Below are 16,627 nucleotides of genomic sequence, written 5' to 3'. Positions count from 1 at the left end.
GCTTTTGCATGTCCGCGCGCGCGCCGTCGCCGGGCTTATGACGGAGTTCGGCCATGCGCCGCTCAATTCTGCTGTCCACCGCCGCCCTGGCGGCCGCCTTCGCTTCGCCCGCCTTTGCGCAACAGGCCGATGAACTGGAAGAGGTCGTGGTCACCGCGACCCGCGTTCCGGCCATCGTGTCGGAAACGCCGGGCGCCCGGGTCATCGACGACAAGACCATCCAGCAACGCGGCGCGGTCTTCGCCGCCGACATCCTGGCCGATGTGCCCGGCCTGTCGGTGGTGCGCACCGGCGCCTTCGGGGGCATCGCCCAGGTGCGGATGCGCGGCGCCACGCCGGGCAAGACCCTGGTGCTGGTCGACGGCGTGCCGGTCAATGACGCGGCCGAACTGAATGGCGCCTATGATTTCTCGGGCCTGGAGCTGGCCGAGGTCGAGCGGATCGAGGTCCTGTCGGGCCCGCAGTCGTCGCTGTGGGGCTCCGACGCCATCGGCGGGGTGATCGCCTTCACCACGCGCGAGATCGACGGTCTGCGCGCCGAGGTCGAGGCGGGCAGTTTCGGCACGCTGCGTCACCGGCTGGCCGGCGGCGTGGCCAACGATCGCTACGCCATCGGCGCCTTCGTCTCGCGCTTCAACACGGACGGGATTTCGGTCGCCGACGAGCGCGACGGCAATACCGAGGCCGACGGTTTCCTGAACTGGACCGCCGGGGTGAAGGGCCGCTATGCCGTCAGCGACAAGGCCACGGTCAACGGCTCCTATCGCTGGTCGAAGGGTGAGGCCGATCTGGACGGCTACACGCCCGCCTTCACCTTCGGCGACACCTCGGACACCAGCGAAACGGAACAGCAGTCCGGCCAGATCCGTCTGAGCACGGCCTTCGCGGGGCTGGGTCACGAGTTCAGCCTTTCGACCTCGGACATCGAGCGGTCGCTCCAGTCCGCCTATCCGTCGCAGTTCGAGGCCGACCGTCAGGTCTGGCGCTGGCAGGCGAACGGCCGGGCCCTGGGCGAGCGTCTGGGCTACGCCTTCGGGGCCGAACGTGAGGACACGTCGGGCAGCCTGTCCAGCGGGACGTCGGAAGAGCTGGGAACCACCTCGGTCTTCGCCGTCGCCAACTGGCGAGCGGGCGAACGCCTGACCGTGACCGGCGCGCTGCGCTGGGACGATACCGACGATTTCGGCTCCAAAACGACGGGCCGGGCGTCGGCGGCGTTCGACCTGGGCGCGGGCTTCACCGTGTCGGGGGCCTACGGCACGGGTTTCAAGGCCCCGTCGATCAGCCAGGCGGTTTGCGACTATTGTTCGGCGCCGAAGCCGTGGCCGACGCTGCGGCCCGAGACCGCCGACAGCGTCGAGCTGGCCCTGGGCTATCGCACCGCTGACGGGCGTCTGGAGGCGCGGGCGACGGTCTATCAGCTGAATGTCGAGGATCAGATCTTCTATCTGGCGCCGCCGCCGACCTATGCCGCCGTCTATGTGAATCTGGACAAGACCCGCACCGACGGGGTTGAGCTGGAAGGCCGCGCCATCCTGGGCGGCGGGTTCGACCTGAGCCTGGCCTATGCCTGGACCGACGCCGTGGATCGCACGACGGGCAAGCGACTGCTGCGTAATCCGGAAAATTCGGGGTCCGTCACCCTGGGCTGGACCGGAGAGAGGCTGTCGAGCGCCCTGACGGTGCGGGCCGAGGACGATCAGGACGACGCCGGCGGCGTGCGTGAGGGCTTTGTCACCGCGAACCTGAACGGTTCATACGCCCTGACGCCCAACGTCGACCTGACGGCACGGGTCGAGAACCTGGCGGACGAGCGGTATCAGCAGGTGCTGGGTTACGGCGAGCCCGGTCGGTCCGGCTATGTCGGGATCAGGCTGCGCTACTGATCGACAGGCGGCCGGCGGCCATGGCCGCCGGCCGTTCCAGCGCCAGCGCGCTCCAGTCCACATCGGGCCGGGGCGCGTGGGCGGCGGCCAGCACGGCGCGCAGTTCGGCGGCCGAGGCGACGCTGGCGACCACGGCCGAGACTTCGTCCAGGCCAAGGGTGAAGGCCAGGGTGGCCTGCATCGGGTCGATCCGGGCTTCGGCCAGACGACGGCGAACGCGCGACAGGGCGGCGCCCAGCGGCTCGTGCGCGGGCAGCAGGTCGCCGTTCATGAACAGCAGGCCGTCGGCGAAAACGGACGAGACGTGAACCGCGATGCCCAGCGCCGCCAGTTCGGACAGGGCGCCGGACTGGATGGCGCGCTGGTCCAGCAGATTGCAGGGCAGTTGCACCACATCGGGCTGGAAGCGGCGGGCCAGCAGGGCGGGGCCGTCCTCGACCTCGCAGCAGAAGCCGATTTTGCGGAACAGGCCGCGATCCTTGAGCGCCTGCATCCGGTCCCACAGGGCGCGGCCCTCGGCCCCGGCCAGGTCGTCGGCGCTGGCGGCCAGCAGGACCTCGCCGCGCGGCAGGCCCATCCGCTCCAACGAGCGGCGGGCGCGGGCTTCGACCCGATCCAAACCCTCGGCCAGGGAGACGGTGCGCACGGTGACGCGGAAGGGCGACGGGAAGGGCCAGGCCTGGCCCAGCAACCGCTCGCCATCGCCGTCGGGACGGGTGGCGACCAGGCCAACCCCGCCGTCGGCGGCGGTCTGGAGCAACAGGCGCAGGGCGTCCTCGCGCGCGCCCGACGGAACGGGCACGGCGCGCTCGGGCTCGGTCACCACCGCGAGGGCGAGGCGGGCGGCCGGAGATGTCGGACAGGCGGATCTCACCGTTCGATCCTGCGCGCGCAATGCTTAAGGCATTGCTGACCGGCGCACGGAATGAGGGTTACCGGCCGTAAGCCTTAATCGGCGTCCGGCTGCCGGTCCGGATGGGCGGCCAGAAAGGCCGGATGGGCCTCGGCCGCCGCTTCTACGGCCAGCAGGCGGGGCCAGCGCTCCAGAGCAACATGGAAGCGCCGGGCCGAGTAGAGCTGCGGGATCAGGTAGCAGTCGGTCAGGGTGGGCGAATCACCGAAGCACCACCCGGCGCCGTGGCGCGTGACCAGCGTCTCCAGCGCGTCGAAGCCCGTCGTGATCCAGCGCGCGGCCCAGGCGTCGGTCGCAGCCTGATCGGCGCCGAAATCGTCTTTCAGCGCCTTCAGGACGCGGAGATTGTTCAGCGGGTGGATGTCGCAGCCGATCAGGGCCGCCATGGCCCGGACCTGCGCCCGGCCCTGGGGATCGGCGGGCAGCAGCGGCGGGGTCGGATGTGTCTCTTCCATCCATTCCAGAATAGCGGGGCTCTGGGTCAGGACGACGCCCTCGCTCTCCAGCGCCGGAACCAGCCCTTGCGGGTTCAGCGCCAGATAGGCGTCGGACTTCTGCTCGGCCTTGCGCAGATCCAGCGGCGCCGTCTGACAGGCGATCCCCTTCAAATTCAGGGCGATGCGGACCCGGTACGAGGTGCCCGAGCGCCAGTAGCCGTGCAGGATCATGCGAGGCCTCCCATGATGAAGGTCAGGGACGGCAGACCCTCGATCGTCGCCTCGACCCGGTCGCCGGGGTTCAGGGAGCCGACGCCCTCGGGCGTGCCGGTGAAGATCAGGTCGCCTGCGCGCACATCCCACAGACGACCCGCCTGTTCCAGCACCTCGGCTGGGTTCCAGATCATGTTGTCCAACCGGGCCGACTGACGCGTCTGGCCATTGACCGACAGGGCGATGCGCGCCGCCGGATCGGGCAGGGCGCCCAGATGCAGGGCGCCGCAGGGCGCGGACTGATCGAACCCCTTGGCGGCGTCCCAGGGGCGGCCGGCTTTCTTGGCCAGAGCCTGAATATCGCGACGCGTCAGATCGACGCCCACGGCCCAGCCGGCGATCCCGTCCGGCCCGATGGCGGCGACCAGTTCGACCTCGAAATGCAGATCCGCCGTGGCGCCCGGCCAGGCCGGATCGGCGCCGTCGGTCACCACCGCGTCGGCGGGCTTGGCGAAGAAGAAGGGCGGGGCCCGGTCGGGGTCGCCGCCCATTTCACGCGCATGGGCGGCGTAATTCTGGCCCACGCACAGGATGCGGCGAACAGGAAAGCGTTCGACCCGGCCGTGGACAGGCAGGGAGGGCGTTGCGGCGGGAGGGAACAGCCAGGCGGTCATGCGCTTTTCTAGGCATGGAAACGGCGGTGCGCCAGCACGCCGCATGCTGCGTTGCGGGAACCCCCTTTGGGGTGTGGCGTTCCGTGGCGGGGTTCCCTATTTTACCGCCAAGCTTAGACCCGGAGCGCGCACCATGGCCACCACCAAGGCTCGAGAAGACATCAAGGCTGACCTGAAGACCCTCAAGGAGGATCTGAAAGTCGGCGCCCGTGAAGAAACGCAGCGTCTGCGCGAGAAGGCCGCCGAGGCCGACGCCCGCCTGCGTGAAAAGGGCGACGAACTGCGCGAGCGTGCTCGCGGCTATTACGACCAGGCCCGCGTGCGGGGTCGTGATTACTATGACGACGCCAGCGAGAAGCTGGACGAGGCGCAGCGCTATATCGTCGAGCGGGTGCAGGAGCGACCGGTCCAGTCCACCGCCATCGCCCTGGGCGTCGGCGTGGTGATCGGCCTGCTGCTGTCCGGTCGGCGTCGCTGATGCTGGGCAGGGGGCTGGTGAATCGTCTGGTCGCCATGGCGGTGGCGGCCGGCGCCGCCTTCGTCGCCGTCGTGGCGCTGGGCGCGACCCTCTATTACGCCCTTGCTCTGGTGCTGACGCCTCTGGGCGCGGCGGCGATGACGGCCGCCCTGTTTGTCGTTCTGGCGCTGGTGGTCTGTTTTGTTTTCCTGAAACGGGCGGACGGCGAGGATGATGAGGATGAGGATCATATGGGCGATGGTGGCCTGACCACCCGCGCGCTGATGCTGTTCCGCAATCGCCCGATCCTGGCCACCACGGCGGCGCTGGCGGGGGGCTGGATCTTCCTGCGCAATCCGGCGCTGGCCACTATGGTGGCGGCGGCCTTCACGGAAAAGAGTCCGAGCCGCAAACGTCGTTAGGACGGAACGGCTACGCCTTCGGAACGTTGGTTGATCACGTGGGTCACATGGCCCCGTCCACGCCAACTTTCCGGAGGGACCCCATGATCCGTTGGGCCATTATCTTCCTCGTCATCGCGCTGATCGCCGCCGTTCTCGGCTTTGGCGGCATCGCCAACTTCTCGTTCGAGATCGCCAAATTCGTCGCCGTGATCGCGATCATCCTGTTCGTCATCGCCCTGGTGGCGGGCGGACTGCGCGGCCGGACCCCTCGAATATAGCCGGGATCCGACATGTCGGAATCAAAGGGTCGCGGTTCGCCGCGGCCCTTTTTTATGACTGGCTCAGCGAAGGGCTTCTTCGGACGGCGTGGGCTTGAAGGGGCTGGGGGCGGTTTCCGGGCGGCGGGTGTCCTGTCGGCGCGGCAGACGCCACACCTCCGCCGGCTCGAACGCGGACCCGCGCCAGGCCAGGGCTGTGACCACGATCTCGTTTCCGTCCCAGTCGATCTGGTTGAAACCGGGCGGCGCACCCCGCTCGCGATGTGACAGCGTCCCGCAGCCGATCGCATAGGAACAGCGGTCCGCCAGGTCGATCGGCAGGGCGAACGGCACATGAACATGGCCACTCATCACCAGATCAACCCCCGCCTCGGCGAAGATCAGGGCCGCTTCGTCGCCGCGCTTGACCTCGCCGGTCATGGGGGCGCCGATCATCTCGATCAGGGGATGGTGACAGGCCAGGATGCGCAGCGCTCCGGGCGGCGCCTGACGCAGGGCTTCGGCCGCGCGGCGCGTCTGGTTCAGATCGATCACGCCCTTGGACCAGTTGGGGCGGGCCTGCCAGCCGCGCGCCGTGGTCACACCACGCACCATCACCCGCTGGCCCAGAAACTGGTGGTCATGGGCGGGGTGGCCCGTCGCCCGCTCGAACGCCCGCCAGGGATGGAACAGCCTCGCCACCACATCCCAGTAAGGCACGTCGTGGTTGCCGACGGTGACGAAGACCGGCTCCGGCAGGGCGCGGATCCAGTCGCCCGCCGCCGCGAATTCCTCGGGAAAGCCGCGCTGGGTGATGTCGCCCGTCACCAGGATCAGGTCGGCGGGCGTGGCGTGGGCGTAGTCCAGGGCGGCGGCGCAGGCGTGGACGTGTTCGCAGCCGAAATGCACGTCCGAGAACTGCAGGACACGCCCCATCAGACACTGTCCTCGGCGGCGGCCGGGCGGGGCGTCAGGGCCATGAAGGCGCGCGGCAGGAACCGGACCTGGGCATTGAGACCCAGCAGCTTGGGCTCCCCGTCGATCACGGCGGGAATGCGCGAACGGGCGCGGACCCGAACGGTTTTCGTCGGCCGCGTCAGGACGGCCGGATCCTGGCGCCAGTCGTCGAACAGTGCGTGCGCGGCCAGACGAAACGCGTCGGCGGCGCTGCCCGGGTCCATGGCCGCGGCCTCCAGTCCCGTGGGGGCGTCCATCGCCCTGGAGATCATCGGGCTGATCAGGACCAAGGCTTCGGTGCGGCGGCCGCGCTGGCCGTCCAGCTCATAGCGGATACGGCCCGAGAAAGCCCGTCGCAGTGCGCGTCGCGCCAGACCGAAGGCCTTCTTCAGCTTGCCGGTGCGGATCGCCTCGCGCGCCGGGGCCCACAGGGCGGGCGACCCCAGGATGGCGGCGCAGTAGAAGGCCTCGCCCTCGACTTCGCCGCCCGCGACGGCCCGCGGTTCGCCGTCCTCGAGCGCAGAACGCAGGGCGGCTTTCCAATCGGTGGTGCCGTACAGCGCCTTGGGCAGCATGTTCATGGTGCCGCCGGGCAGGGGCGCGATCAGTGGCCCATCGATCCCGGCGCGGGCGGCCACGGATCGGGCGGTGCCGTCGCCGGCCAGCACGAACAGGACATCCGGCTTGTCCGCCAGAGCGTCGGCGATCTGCTGGTCGAAGGCCCCCGCCTCCAGCGCCACCACCTGGGCCTCGCAGGCGTATTCCGCCAGCAGAGCCTCGGCCTCGGCCGCGGCCTGGGGACCGACGCTGCCCGACAGGGGATTGACCAGCATGGTCACGCGCCGGATCGGGGTGTGGACAGTGACGGCCCGACGTTCCGCCACGGCGTCGGCGGCCACCGCGGCGGCCCGCGACGTGGGCGCCGCTGCGGTCAGGCCGGTCCTTGAGGCCGGCTTACGCCGGGCCTTGGCGGGGGTTTTGGATATAGCGTCAGGCATGCCGCCCGAACGCGCCGCACCAAGCCGTGTTCCGCCGAAGCGGGACTATTCCTTGCGAAGTTCGTCCGCCGCGCCCTGGGCGCCCGCCGCCAGGGCGTCGCCCGTGCGGGTGGCGACGTGGCCGGCCTTTTCCGGGGCCTTGCCGACCGCCGTCAGGGCGTAACCCCAGCCGGTGGCGACCCAGCCGTCGACCTTGGCCCCGGCGCCGGCGACCGACTTCTCCTTGATCGCCAGAATGATGACCAGGGCGCCGAACAGCGCCAGCAGGGTGACCAGGAAACCGACGAACGGCCCGGCCGAGCCCCGCTTGCGCGAGCGCGCCCAGACCGGCCCGTGATCACCGCCGTCCGCCATCCGGACAGGTTCAGGAAAACGCATCGAAACAACCCCCGTGGAGAGATCCAACCCCCATGAACCTCGACGAACGAGGTTTGGGGATCAGCTTAATACAGCCTTAACCGTCAGCATAGGCGCGGAACCGGGACAGTGATCCAGCGTTCTCGCCTCGGGGGCGAACCAGAGGGATGAAGGGATCACTCATGAACAAGACCATTCTCGCGATCGCAGGCGCCGGTTTGCTGGCTTCTGCCTGCGCCAGCGACCCGTACGGCGGCTCGAGCAACAATGAAGCTGCGCGTCAGGGCGCTATCGGCGCGGCTATCGGCGCCGTGGCCGGCGCTGCGATCGGCAACAACGTCGGCGGCGGCAGCGCCGCGACCGGCGCCGCGATTGGCGCTATCGCCGGTGGCGCGGCCGGCGTTATCCGTGGCTCAAACCAGGACCGCAACAACCAGCAGCGCTACTACGACAACCAGCGCCGCTCCTATTACTACTGCTACGATGGCCGTCAGAGCGAATGCTATTGGGAAGACGGTTCGCGCCGCTATTGATCGCGGGTGACCGCTGACCGGTCACGTCGAGATCTTGAGGAAGCGGCCCGTCGTCTGGCGGGCCGCTTTTTTCATTTCTGAAGCCGGCGGGCTGTCCGGCCATCATCGGGGGTTGGTATGAAACATCAAACCATCATCGGATTTGTCCTGTGCTCCGGCCTGCTGGCGGCGGCGTGCGCGCCCGTCAGCCCGTTCCGGAACCGGGACGATCTGGTTCGGGATCCGACCCACTGCGCGCCGCAGCGGTTCGAGGTCTATTTCGCCGACAGCCAGGCGCGGCTGACCGACGCCGCGCGTGAGGCGATCAGTTTGAACGCCACCCGGTTGCAGGGCTGCGACATCCGCCGTGTTCGGGTGCTGGGGTTGGCCGATGCGCGCACGGGGACGTCGGCGACCAATATGACCCTGTCCGAACAGCGCGCCCGCACGGTGGCCGAGGCCTTGCTGGCGGCGGGCCTGCCCCGGCCGGTGTTCGAGGTGGGGGCCGCGGGCGCCGATGGCGCGGTGGCCGCCGATGGCGCGCTGGAGCCGATGCGGCGCCGCACCGAAATCCTGATCGAGGCTGCGCGGCGCTAGGTGTTGTGCGGCGGGCGGTCGCGGGCGGTGGTCCGGACGGCGCGGCTTGGCTAGGGTGGGTGATCCGACGAATGGAACCCGCCCCTTGCGCCTTGTAACCTTGCTGCTGGCCGCCCTGACCCTCGCCCTGACCGGGCTGGCGGCCGGGCCGACGCGCGTTGAGGCCCAGGGTCAGTCCTCGGCGCCGCTGGCTGCGACGGGCCCCCAGCGCACGGAGCGGATCGAGGCGGAACTGGTCCCAATGAGCGCTTGGGCGACGCCCGGCTCGACCGTCATTGTCGCCGTGCGTCAGAAGATCGAGCGGGGCTGGCATACCTACTGGCGCAATCCGGGCGATTCCGGCGGGCCGACGACGCTGGACTGGACCTTGTTGGGCGGGGTGACGGCGGGGGATATCGTCTGGCCTCTGCCGGAGCGTCAGCGGCTGCAGACGCTGATGAATTTCGGCTATTCGGGCGTCGTTTATCTGCCCGTGCCGATCGAGGTCCCGGCCTCGGCGCGCCCCGGTGAGACGCTTCATCTGAGCGCCGACGCCCTGTTCATGGTGTGCAGTGACGAGATGTGCGTGCCGGATGAGCTGACGCTGGCGCTAGACCTGCCTGTGCGTGAGGGGGCGGCGCCGCTGGATCCCAAACATGGCGCGGCGATCCAGGCGGTGGTCGAGGGCGCGGCCCGTCCGGCGGGGATCACGGCCCGCGCCATGATGGCGGACGGCGTGCTGACCCTGACGGCGACGGGCGGACCGCTGACCGGTGCCGCGCCGCGCCAAGCCTTCTTCTTCCCCTTCAAGGGCGGGCTGATCGACCATGCGGCGGTCCAGACCGGCGAGCGCGGGCCGGACGGCGTCACCCTGAAGATCAAGGGCGGGCGGGGGCTGCTGGCCAATGGCCTGGGCAGTCCCATCGCCGGGGTGCTGATGACCGACGCCGGCGCCTGGGAGATCGAGGCGGCGCCGGGGCCGGCGCTGGCGGGCGCGGCGGGCGACGGAGCCCTGTCCACCGACGAGACGACTACCGGCGCCGCGAGCGGCCTGGGCGGGTTCGCGCAGGCGGCGCTGTTCGCTCTGCTGGGCGGATTGATCCTGAACCTGATGCCCTGCGTCTTTCCCATATTGGCGATGAAGGCGGCGTCGCTGGCGCGGTCGGCGCATGATCCGGGCGAGGCGCGGCGCGACGGCCTGGCCTTTCTGGCGGGGGTGCTGGCCGCCTTCCTGACGCTGGCGGGCGCGCTTCTGGCCTTGCGTGCGGGCGGGCAGGCGATCGGCTGGGGCTTCCAACTGCAATCGCCGGCGGTGGTGGGCGGCCTGGCCCTGTTGATGCTGGCGGTGGGTCTGAACCTGTCGGGCGTGTTCGAGATCGGTGGCGGCTTGCAGGCGGCGGGGCAGGGGCGTCTGTCGCGCCTGCCCGGGGGCGCCGGCGCCTTCTTCACCGGCGTTCTGGCCGTGGTGGTGGCGGCGCCCTGCACGGCGCCCTTCATGGCCGTGGCGCTGGGCGCGGCGTTGCTGATGCCGTGGCCGATGGCGCTGGCGGTGTTCGCGATGCTGGGGCTGGGGCTGGCCCTGCCCTATGTGGCCATCAGCCTGTCACCGGGGCTGCTGCGCCGGTTCCCGCGTCCCGGGGCGTGGATGGAGCGGCTGAAGGCGCTGCTGGCCTTCCCCATGTACGGTGCGGCCCTGTGGCTGGCCTGGGTGTTCATGCGTCAGGCGGGGCCGGATGCGCTGGCCCTGCTGTTCGTCTCCGGACTGCTGGCGTCGCTGACGTTATGGCTGTTCGGCCTGCGCCAGAAGGAGCGGGCCGAGGGCCGTCCCGGGCGTCTGGCCCTGATCGCCGTCCTCATCACCCTGATCGCTTTCGCCGCGTTCGGCTGGCTGGGCCTGCGCGCGCCTGCGGTTCCGGCGGGCGAGGTTCCGCCCAGCGGTGCGCTGGCGTCGCAGCCGTGGTCGGAGGCGGCGGTCGCCGCCGCGCGGGCCGAGGGGCGGCCGGTGCTGGTCAATTTCACCGCCGACTGGTGCGTCACCTGCAAGATCAACGAGCGCGGCGCCCTGTCGTCCGCTCGTGTGGTCGAGGCGATGACAGCAGCGAACGCCGTCTATCTGGTCGGCGACTGGACCCGCCGCGACGACGCCATCACTCGAGAGCTGGAGCGGCGCGGCCGTTCCGGCGTTCCGCTGTATCTGTTCTACGCGCCCGGCGCCGACACGCCGCGCATCCTGCCCCAGCTGCTCGGCGAGGGGGTCGTGATCGACGCCCTGTCGGGCCGGAGTTGACCCCAGCCATCGGAGACCTCGCCATGATCCGCCTTCTGACCGCCGCCTCCGCCGCCCTGTTGCTGGCCGCCTGTCAGCAACCCGCCTCGCCCCCGCAGAAGACCGACGTTCCGACGGCCACCGCCTCGGCCACCCAGACGGCCCCGAACTTTACCCTGGTCGACGCGGACGGCGTTCAGCGCTCGCTGGCCGATTTCCGGGGCAAGACGGTGGTTCTGGAATGGACCAACGAGGGCTGTCCCTATGTGAAGAAGCACTACACCGGCGCGATGCAGGCCTTGCAGCGCGCGGCGACCGCCGACGGCGTGGTGTGGCTCACCATCATCTCGTCCGCGCCGGGAACCCAGGGCTTTGTCGAAGGGGCCGAGGCCAGGGCCTGGAAGGCGAAACACAGCGCCGCCCTCACCCATCTGTTGCTGGATCCGACCGGTCAGGTCGGCCGTCTGTACGACGCGAAGACCACGCCGGATATGCGGGTGATCGACGCCGAGGGGCGGCTGATCTACGTCGGCGGCATCGACGACAGGCCGACCAACAAGGTCGAGGATCTGCAGGGCGCGACCAACTACGTCCAGGCCGCACTGGACGATGTGGAGGCGAAACGCCCGGTCCGCACCGCCTTCGCCCAGCCCTATGGTTGTTCGATCAAGTACGGCGACGAACAGGCCTGAGGCATCAGGTTTCGGGTTGGGGCGGCGAGGTGATGACCTCGACGTTGTCGTTCAGCAGATAGGCCAGCTCGTCCAGCGCGACCTTGCGTTCCGCGTCGCTGGGCGCAGCCTCGACCGCCGCGACCTTCTTGGGCATGTCCTCGGAGATGCCGCGCAGGATGCATTTCAGGTCGTTGTCCGTGCCGCGCTCTTTCAGGATCAGGTGGCCCTGCAGGTCCAGCGCGGCCAGGTCGGTCGCGCGCGTCTTGAAATCGGCGAAGGCGGGGCTGGTCAGGAAGGCCGTGTCGCCCGAAGCGATCCAGCCGTCGACGATGACCTTCAGCGCACCCGAGCGGGCGACGATGTCGGCGAACAGCGGCTCGTGCGCCACCGTCACCGGCGCGGCGGCAGCGACCGGCGGTGCAGCGGCGGCGGTCGCCACGGCGGGATCGCTGAGCAGCAGGACGGCGGCGAGGGCCAGACCACAGGACATCGAAGACTCCTTTTCGGGCGCGTTTCCCGATCGGTGATTGAACCTGCATACGCCTGACCCGTAAACGAGGACTTGAGCCCCTGTCGCAAACCGGAGTCGCCATGTCCGCCCATCCCGCCCTCGACGCCGCATGGACCGCGATGGAGGCCGTGGCGCGCCGCGACGCCGACGCCCGTATCGTCGACCAGTTCGCGGTCGATCCGGACCGGCTGGCGCGAATGAGCGTGGGTGCGGCGGACCTGCATCTGGACCTGTCAAAGCAGAGCTGGACCCGCGCCGGGTTCGAGGCCGCGCTGGACTTGGCCCGCGCGGCCGATGTCGAGGGGCGACGCGCGGCGTTGTTCGGCGGTGAGGCGGTCAACCTGACCGAGGGGCGGGCCGTGCTGCATCCGGCCCTGCGTGCCCCGGACGGGGGCGACTTTCATGCACTGGGCGAGGCGGTGTCGGCCGAGGTCGAGACGGTGCGTGGCCAGATGCGCGACTATGCGACGGCCGTCCGGTCGGGCGCCGAGACGGGCGCGACGGGCAAGCCGTTCAGGGCGCTGGTCCATATCGGCATCGGCGGGTCGGACCTGGGGCCGCGCATGATCTGGGATGCGCTGCGCCCGCTGGACCCGGCCGTCGATCTGCGTTTCGTCGCCAATATCGACCCGCGCGACATGGCCGAGGCGCTGACGGGACTGGATCCGGAAACCACGCTGGTCGTGGTCGTCTCCAAGACCTTCACCACACAGGAGACGCTGGCCAACGCCGAGGCGGCCAAGGCCTGGTTGGCGGCGGGCCTGTCGGGTGCGGGGATGGACAAGCATTTCATCGGCGTGACGGCGGCGCCTGAGCGGGCGGCGGCCTTTGGCTGTGGCCGCACCTTCGCCTTCCGCGACTGGGTCGGGGGCCGCTATTCGCTGTGGTCGGCGGTCAGCCTGTCGTGCGCCATAGGCCTGGGCTGGGACGCCTTCGCTGAATTCCTGACGGGCGCGGCGGAACTGGACCGGCATTTCGTCGAGGCCCCGCTGGAGGCGAACGCGCCGGTGCTGCTGGCCCTGGCCCAGATCTATAACGTCGACGGGCTGGATCGCCCGGCGCGGACCGTCGCGCCCTATGCCCACGCCCTGAGCCGCCTGCCCGCCTTTTTGCAGCAGCTGGAGATGGAATCGAACGGCAAGCGCGTGCGCCGCGACGGCGTGCCCGTTGGCCGCCAGACCTGCCCTGTCGTGTTCGGCGAGCCCGGCACCAACGGCCAGCACGCCTTCTTCCAGCAGATTCATCAGGGACCGCAGGTCGTGCCGGCAGAGTTCGTGGTCGTGGCCCGGACCCATGGCGACGCGTCGGAATCGCCGCTGTGGGCCAACGCCCTGGCCCAGATGCAGGCGCTGATGGTCGGCAAGACGCAGGATCAGGCGCACGCCGAGCTTCTTGCGTCCGGCGCGGACGCGGTCGAGGCGGATCGGCTGGCCCCGCACAAGACCTTCCCCGGCGACCGCCCGTCGACCGCCATTGTCATGGACCGGCTGACGCCCCGGACCCTGGGCGCCCTGATCGCCCTGTATGAGCACAAGACCTTCGTCGAGGGCGTGATCTGGGACATCAACAGCTTCGACCAGTGGGGCGTCGAACTGGGCAAGGTGCTAGCGAAGGCGATCCTGAGGGACGTGGCGGCAGGCGGGCCGTCGCCCGACCTCGACCCGTCCACCGCCGCCCTTTTGACCCGCCTGAACGGATGAAGACGATGCCTCACGCCACCCTTCGCCCCTTGATGGCCGTCGCCGTGATCCTGCTGACCGCCGTTCCCGCAACGGCCCAGGCGCCCCTGCCGGACGCCACGCGGACCGTGCCCGTGCGGTTCGCACGCGGCGCCGATTCCGCGACGGTGCAGGGCCGTGTCCGCGGCTATGACACGGTCGATTATGTGCTGGACGCGCGGGAAGGGCAGCGGCTGACGGTGTCGATGCGATCCTCGAACCGCTTCGCCTATTTCACCGTCCTGCCGCCGGGCGATCCGACCGCGCCCGAGGGGGGATCGACCGTGACGGACTATAGCGGCGTGCTGACGGCCGGCGGCGACTGGCGGGTGCGGGTCTTCCTGATGCGCAACGCCGCCCGGCGGGGCGAGCGGGCGGCCTATACCCTTACGACCTCCATCCGGTGAATTGAGAAAGGGCCCGACCTTTCGGCCGGGCCCTGACTGATCCTCACCTACCAGCGACGATCGTAGCGATAGTCGCGGTTGCGATGGTTCTGGTTGCTGCGCCACTCGCCCTGATTCCTCCAGAAACGCCCGTCGCGGTAGTAGCCGCGGCCGTCGTAGTGGCGACCCTCATAGTAGCGGGTGTTGTTGTAGCGGGTGTTGTTGTAGCGGCTGTTGTCGTAGCGATAGTCGTAACGGCTGTTGTAGCGATCACGGTCACGATCGTTGTCCGAGGCGATAGCCCCGATCGCCGCGCCGGCCAGGGCGCCGCCCGCAATATAGCCAGTATCGCCATTACCCAGGGCCGCACCGGCCAGACCGCCGACCACCGCGCCGATCACGGCGTTGCGGCCGGTGTCGTCACTGCGGTCGCGATAGCGCGACTGGGCGTCGGCGGGGCCCGCCGCCATCAGGGTCAGGGCCAGGGCGGGGGCAAGGGCGCCCGCACCGATCTTGGAAATGGTCTTCATATCTGGGCTCCTTTCGGGCGCCGGTTGATCGTTGAGGACCGTTTTAAGGGGACGGGGCTGAACGACCCCAAGGCCAGTCATTCATTTTGGCGTCAGATTTCAGCGACCGATCCGGGTCTGCGCCCTTGACGCTGTGCAGTCGCCTGCCTAACTCCCGGGCCGTTAGCACTCGGGTGCGGCGGCTGCCAAAGCGGCGCTTCCCCGAAGCTCAGACAGACACCTATTGGGAGATCATCAGATGGCGTTTCGTCCTCTCGGCGACCGCGTGCTGGTCAAGCGCGTGGAAGAAGAATCCAAGACCAAGGGCGGGATCATCATCCCCGACACCGCCAAGGAAAAGCCGCAGGAAGGCGAAGTCGTCTCCGTCGGCCCCGGCGCGCGTGACGACAGCGGCAAGGTCAATGCACTGGAGTTGAAGGCCGGCGACCGCATCCTGTTCGGCAAGTGGTCGGGCACGGAAGTGAAGATCGACGGCGAAGACCTGATCATCATGAAGGAATCCGACGTGCTGGGCGTGCTCTCGTAAGCACCCGCATCGACGACCTTCTTCAACGAAATCAATAGATAGGAGCAGCCCGCATGGCCGCTAAAATCGTACACTTCAACACTGACGCGCGTGACAAGATGCTCCGCGGCGTCAACGTCCTCGCCAACGCCGTCAAGGTGACCCTGGGCCCCAAGGGCCGCAACGTCGTGATCCAGAAGTCCTTCGGCGCCCCGCGCTCGACCAAGGACGGCGTTTCGGTGGCCAAGGAAATCGAGCTGGAAGACGCCTTCGAAAACATGGGCGCCCAGATGATCCGCGAAGTCGCGTCCAAGACGAACGACAAGGCGGGTGACGGCACCACCACCGCGACTGTCCTGGCCCAGGCCATCGTGCAGGAAGGCCTCAAGGCCGTGGCCGCCGGCATGAACCCGATGGATCTGAAGCGCGGCATCGACAAGGCTGTCGGCCTGGTCCTGCAAGAGATCAAGGACAAGTCCAAGCCCGTCTCGAACAACTCGGAAATCGCCCAGGTCGGCACCATCTCGGCCAACGGCGACAGCGAAATCGGCGAGCTGATCGCCCAGGCCATGGCCAAGGTCGGCAACGAAGGCGTGATCACCGTCGAGGAAGCCAAGACGGCTGAAACCACCGTCGACGTCGTCGAAGGCATGCAGTTCGACCGCGGCTACCTGTCGCCCTACTTCATCACCAACGCCGACAAGATGGAGGTTCAACTCGAAGAGCCGCTCATCCTGCTGTTCGAGAAGAAGCTGACCTCGCTGCAGCCGATGCTGCCGATCCTGGAAGCCGTGGTCCAGTCGGGTCGCCCCCTGCTGATTATCGCCGAGGACATCGAAGGCGAAGCCCTGGCCACCCTGGTGGTCAACAAGCTGCGCGGCGGCCTGCGTGTCGCCGCCGTCAAGGCGCCGGGCTTCGGCGACCGCCGCAAGGCCATGCTGGAAGACCTCGCCATCCTGACGGGCGGCCAGGTCATCTCGGAAGACCTGGGCATCAAGCTGGAAACCGTCACCCTGGACATGCTCGGCAAGGCCAAGAAGGTCTCGATCACCAAGGACGACACCACCATCGTCGAAGGCGTGGGTGAAAAGGCCGACATCGAAGCCCGCGTGGCCCAGATCAAGCGCCAGATCGAGGACACCACCTCGGACTACGACAAGGAAAAGCTGCAGGAACGTCTGGCCAAGCTGGCCGGCGGCGTCGCGGTTCTCCGCGTCGGCGGTTCGACCGAAGTCGAAGTCAAGGAAAAGAAGGACCGCGTCGACGACGCCCTGAACGCCACGCGCGCCGCGGCTGACGAAGGCATCGTTCCGGGCGGCGGCATCGCCCTGCTGAAGGCCTCCAAGATCCTGGCCGACGTCAAGGGCGACAACGCCGACCAGAACGCCGGCATCGC

The 16,627-nt window shown here is 69.0% G+C and carries 20 protein-coding genes; 12 read left to right on the top strand and 8 right to left on the bottom strand.

The window, feature by feature from the left end:
• The first annotated feature begins 53 nt into the window (after window positions 1–53).
• Complete coding sequence (locus EON91_RS09840) at window positions 54–1,886, top strand: TonB-dependent receptor (protein ID WP_292094070.1); 1,833 nt, start codon at window positions 54–56, stop codon at window positions 1,884–1,886.
• Here EON91_RS09840 and EON91_RS09835 read toward each other — a convergent pair.
• The 3 genes from EON91_RS09835 to EON91_RS09825 form a co-directional block, all read right to left on the bottom strand.
• Window positions 1,870–2,760: an aldo/keto reductase gene (locus EON91_RS09835; RefSeq protein ID WP_292094067.1), complete on the bottom strand. Its 891-nt coding sequence runs from the start codon at window positions 2,758–2,760 to the stop codon at window positions 1,870–1,872. The two genes, EON91_RS09840 and EON91_RS09835, sit on opposite strands and share 17 nt — an antisense overlap.
• Before the next feature lie 74 nt (window positions 2,761–2,834).
• Window positions 2,835–3,467 (bottom strand): maleylacetoacetate isomerase, encoded by a 633-nt coding sequence (gene maiA / locus EON91_RS09830; protein ID WP_292094065.1) that lies wholly within the window; start codon window positions 3,465–3,467, stop codon window positions 2,835–2,837.
• Complete coding sequence (locus EON91_RS09825) at window positions 3,464–4,123, bottom strand: fumarylacetoacetate hydrolase family protein (RefSeq protein ID WP_292094063.1); 660 nt, start codon at window positions 4,121–4,123, stop codon at window positions 3,464–3,466. Before EON91_RS09825 ends, maiA begins: the two co-directional genes overlap by 4 nt.
• 133 nt (window positions 4,124–4,256) lie before the next feature.
• On the opposite strand from EON91_RS09825, the gene EON91_RS09820 reads away from it, so the two are divergent.
• The 3 genes from EON91_RS09820 to EON91_RS09810 all read left to right on the top strand — a co-directional run bounded on the left by EON91_RS09820 (window position 4,257) and on the right by EON91_RS09810 (window position 5,262).
• Window positions 4,257–4,601, top strand: coding sequence for a DUF883 domain-containing protein (locus EON91_RS09820; RefSeq protein ID WP_292094061.1), 345 nt, complete (start codon window positions 4,257–4,259; stop codon window positions 4,599–4,601).
• Complete coding sequence (locus EON91_RS09815) at window positions 4,601–5,002, top strand: hypothetical protein (RefSeq protein WP_292094059.1); 402 nt, start codon at window positions 4,601–4,603, stop codon at window positions 5,000–5,002. Before EON91_RS09820 ends, EON91_RS09815 begins: the two co-directional genes overlap by 1 nt.
• Before the next feature lie 83 nt (window positions 5,003–5,085).
• Window positions 5,086–5,262, top strand: coding sequence for a DUF1328 domain-containing protein (locus tag EON91_RS09810; RefSeq protein ID WP_292094056.1), 177 nt, complete (start codon window positions 5,086–5,088; stop codon window positions 5,260–5,262).
• Window positions 5,263–5,325: 63 nt separating this feature from the next.
• Here EON91_RS09810 and EON91_RS09805 read toward each other — a convergent pair whose 3' ends face one another.
• Genes EON91_RS09805 through EON91_RS09795 form a run of 3 tightly spaced genes read right to left on the bottom strand, consistent with a single transcriptional unit; the run spans window position 5,326 to window position 7,574 of the window.
• Window positions 5,326–6,177, bottom strand: a complete 852-nt coding sequence (locus EON91_RS09805; RefSeq protein ID WP_292094053.1) for a metallophosphoesterase — start codon at window positions 6,175–6,177, stop codon at window positions 5,326–5,328.
• The gene (locus EON91_RS09800) at window positions 6,177–7,196 is read right to left on the bottom strand and encodes a diacylglycerol kinase family protein (RefSeq protein ID WP_292094052.1); all 1,020 of its coding nucleotides are present in this window, start codon (window positions 7,194–7,196) and stop codon (window positions 6,177–6,179) included. The genes EON91_RS09805 and EON91_RS09800 overlap by 1 nt, the downstream gene beginning before the upstream one ends.
• Window positions 7,197–7,241: 45 nt before the next feature.
• Entirely contained in the window at window positions 7,242–7,574 is a 333-nt protein-coding gene (locus tag EON91_RS09795) for a hypothetical protein (RefSeq protein WP_292094049.1), read from the bottom strand.
• A 161-nt stretch (window positions 7,575–7,735) separates the two neighbouring features.
• Between EON91_RS09795 and EON91_RS09790 the strand changes: the two genes are divergently transcribed.
• From EON91_RS09790 to EON91_RS09775, 4 genes are all read left to right on the top strand, one after another.
• Window positions 7,736–8,086 (top strand): glycine zipper domain-containing protein, encoded by a 351-nt coding sequence (locus tag EON91_RS09790; RefSeq protein ID WP_292094047.1) that lies wholly within the window; start codon window positions 7,736–7,738, stop codon window positions 8,084–8,086.
• A gap of 117 nt (window positions 8,087–8,203) precedes the next feature.
• Complete coding sequence (locus EON91_RS09785; protein WP_292094044.1) at window positions 8,204–8,662, top strand: OmpA family protein; 459 nt, start codon at window positions 8,204–8,206, stop codon at window positions 8,660–8,662.
• Window positions 8,663–8,747: 85 nt separating this feature from the next.
• Window positions 8,748–10,928 carry a thioredoxin family protein gene (locus EON91_RS09780; RefSeq protein WP_292094042.1) on the top strand — a complete coding sequence of 727 codons (2,181 nt, stop codon included), beginning with the start codon at window positions 8,748–8,750 and terminating at the stop codon, window positions 10,926–10,928.
• Between the two features lie 23 nt (window positions 10,929–10,951).
• Complete coding sequence (locus tag EON91_RS09775; protein WP_292094039.1) at window positions 10,952–11,599, top strand: thioredoxin family protein; 648 nt, start codon at window positions 10,952–10,954, stop codon at window positions 11,597–11,599.
• A 4-nt stretch (window positions 11,600–11,603) separates the two neighbouring features.
• On the opposite strand, the gene EON91_RS09770 is transcribed toward EON91_RS09775, so the two are convergent.
• Window positions 11,604–12,071 (bottom strand): hypothetical protein, encoded by a 468-nt coding sequence (locus EON91_RS09770; RefSeq protein ID WP_292094036.1) that lies wholly within the window; start codon window positions 12,069–12,071, stop codon window positions 11,604–11,606.
• A gap of 101 nt (window positions 12,072–12,172) precedes the next feature.
• On the opposite strand from EON91_RS09770, the gene pgi reads away from it, so the two are divergent.
• Both pgi and EON91_RS09760 read left to right on the top strand, forming a co-directional pair.
• Window positions 12,173–13,792 (top strand): glucose-6-phosphate isomerase, encoded by a 1,620-nt coding sequence (gene pgi, locus EON91_RS09765; RefSeq protein ID WP_292094034.1) that lies wholly within the window; start codon window positions 12,173–12,175, stop codon window positions 13,790–13,792.
• Between the two features lie 5 nt (window positions 13,793–13,797).
• Window positions 13,798–14,217 (top strand): hypothetical protein, encoded by a 420-nt coding sequence (locus EON91_RS09760; RefSeq protein WP_292094032.1) that lies wholly within the window; start codon window positions 13,798–13,800, stop codon window positions 14,215–14,217.
• Window positions 14,218–14,264: 47 nt separating this feature from the next.
• Here the strand turns inward: EON91_RS09760 and EON91_RS09755 are convergent, their stop codons facing one another.
• Window positions 14,265–14,726 carry a hypothetical protein gene (locus EON91_RS09755; RefSeq protein WP_292094030.1) on the bottom strand — a complete coding sequence of 154 codons (462 nt, stop codon included), beginning with the start codon at window positions 14,724–14,726 and terminating at the stop codon, window positions 14,265–14,267.
• Window positions 14,727–14,964: 238 nt separating this feature from the next.
• Between EON91_RS09755 and groES the strand changes: the two genes are divergently transcribed.
• Together groES and groL are read left to right on the top strand one after the other, a co-directional pair.
• Window positions 14,965–15,252, top strand: coding sequence for a co-chaperone GroES (groES, locus tag EON91_RS09750; RefSeq protein ID WP_123288102.1), 288 nt, complete (start codon window positions 14,965–14,967; stop codon window positions 15,250–15,252).
• A gap of 53 nt (window positions 15,253–15,305) precedes the next feature.
• On the top strand, window positions 15,306–16,627 hold a 1,322-nt coding region (groL, locus tag EON91_RS09745; RefSeq protein ID WP_292094025.1), incomplete at its 3' end, for a chaperonin GroEL.

The sequence above is a fragment of the Brevundimonas sp. genome, from assembly GCF_004210735.1.
In the GTDB taxonomy this organism is placed as follows: Bacteria; Pseudomonadota; Alphaproteobacteria; order Caulobacterales; family Caulobacteraceae; genus Brevundimonas.
This window is presented reverse-complemented; position numbering and strand designations above follow the sequence as displayed.

Coding starts and splice junctions, on each gene's coding strand:
- EON91_RS09840 (WP_292094070.1), top strand. CDS start 54: ATGCGCCGCTCAATTCTGCTGTCCACCGCCGCCCTGGCGGCCGCCTTC.
- maiA (WP_292094065.1), bottom strand. CDS start 3,467: ATGATCCTGCACGGCTACTGGCGCTCGGGCACCTCGTACCGGGTCCGC.
- EON91_RS09825 (WP_292094063.1), bottom strand. CDS start 4,123: ATGACCGCCTGGCTGTTCCCTCCCGCCGCAACGCCCTCCCTGCCTGTC.
- EON91_RS09820 (WP_292094061.1), top strand. CDS start 4,257: ATGGCCACCACCAAGGCTCGAGAAGACATCAAGGCTGACCTGAAGACC.
- EON91_RS09815 (WP_292094059.1), top strand. CDS start 4,601: ATGCTGGGCAGGGGGCTGGTGAATCGTCTGGTCGCCATGGCGGTGGCG.
- EON91_RS09810 (WP_292094056.1), top strand. CDS start 5,086: ATGATCCGTTGGGCCATTATCTTCCTCGTCATCGCGCTGATCGCCGCC.
- EON91_RS09805 (WP_292094053.1), bottom strand. CDS start 6,177: ATGGGGCGTGTCCTGCAGTTCTCGGACGTGCATTTCGGCTGCGAACAC.
- EON91_RS09800 (WP_292094052.1), bottom strand. CDS start 7,196: ATGCCTGACGCTATATCCAAAACCCCCGCCAAGGCCCGGCGTAAGCCG.
- EON91_RS09795 (WP_292094049.1), bottom strand. CDS start 7,574: ATGCGTTTTCCTGAACCTGTCCGGATGGCGGACGGCGGTGATCACGGG.
- EON91_RS09790 (WP_292094047.1), top strand. CDS start 7,736: ATGAACAAGACCATTCTCGCGATCGCAGGCGCCGGTTTGCTGGCTTCT.
- EON91_RS09785 (WP_292094044.1), top strand. CDS start 8,204: ATGAAACATCAAACCATCATCGGATTTGTCCTGTGCTCCGGCCTGCTG.
- EON91_RS09775 (WP_292094039.1), top strand. CDS start 10,952: ATGATCCGCCTTCTGACCGCCGCCTCCGCCGCCCTGTTGCTGGCCGCC.
- EON91_RS09770 (WP_292094036.1), bottom strand. CDS start 12,071: ATGTCCTGTGGTCTGGCCCTCGCCGCCGTCCTGCTGCTCAGCGATCCC.
- pgi (WP_292094034.1), top strand. CDS start 12,173: ATGTCCGCCCATCCCGCCCTCGACGCCGCATGGACCGCGATGGAGGCC.
- EON91_RS09760 (WP_292094032.1), top strand. CDS start 13,798: ATGCCTCACGCCACCCTTCGCCCCTTGATGGCCGTCGCCGTGATCCTG.
- EON91_RS09755 (WP_292094030.1), bottom strand. CDS start 14,726: ATGAAGACCATTTCCAAGATCGGTGCGGGCGCCCTTGCCCCCGCCCTG.
- groES (WP_123288102.1), top strand. CDS start 14,965: ATGGCGTTTCGTCCTCTCGGCGACCGCGTGCTGGTCAAGCGCGTGGAA.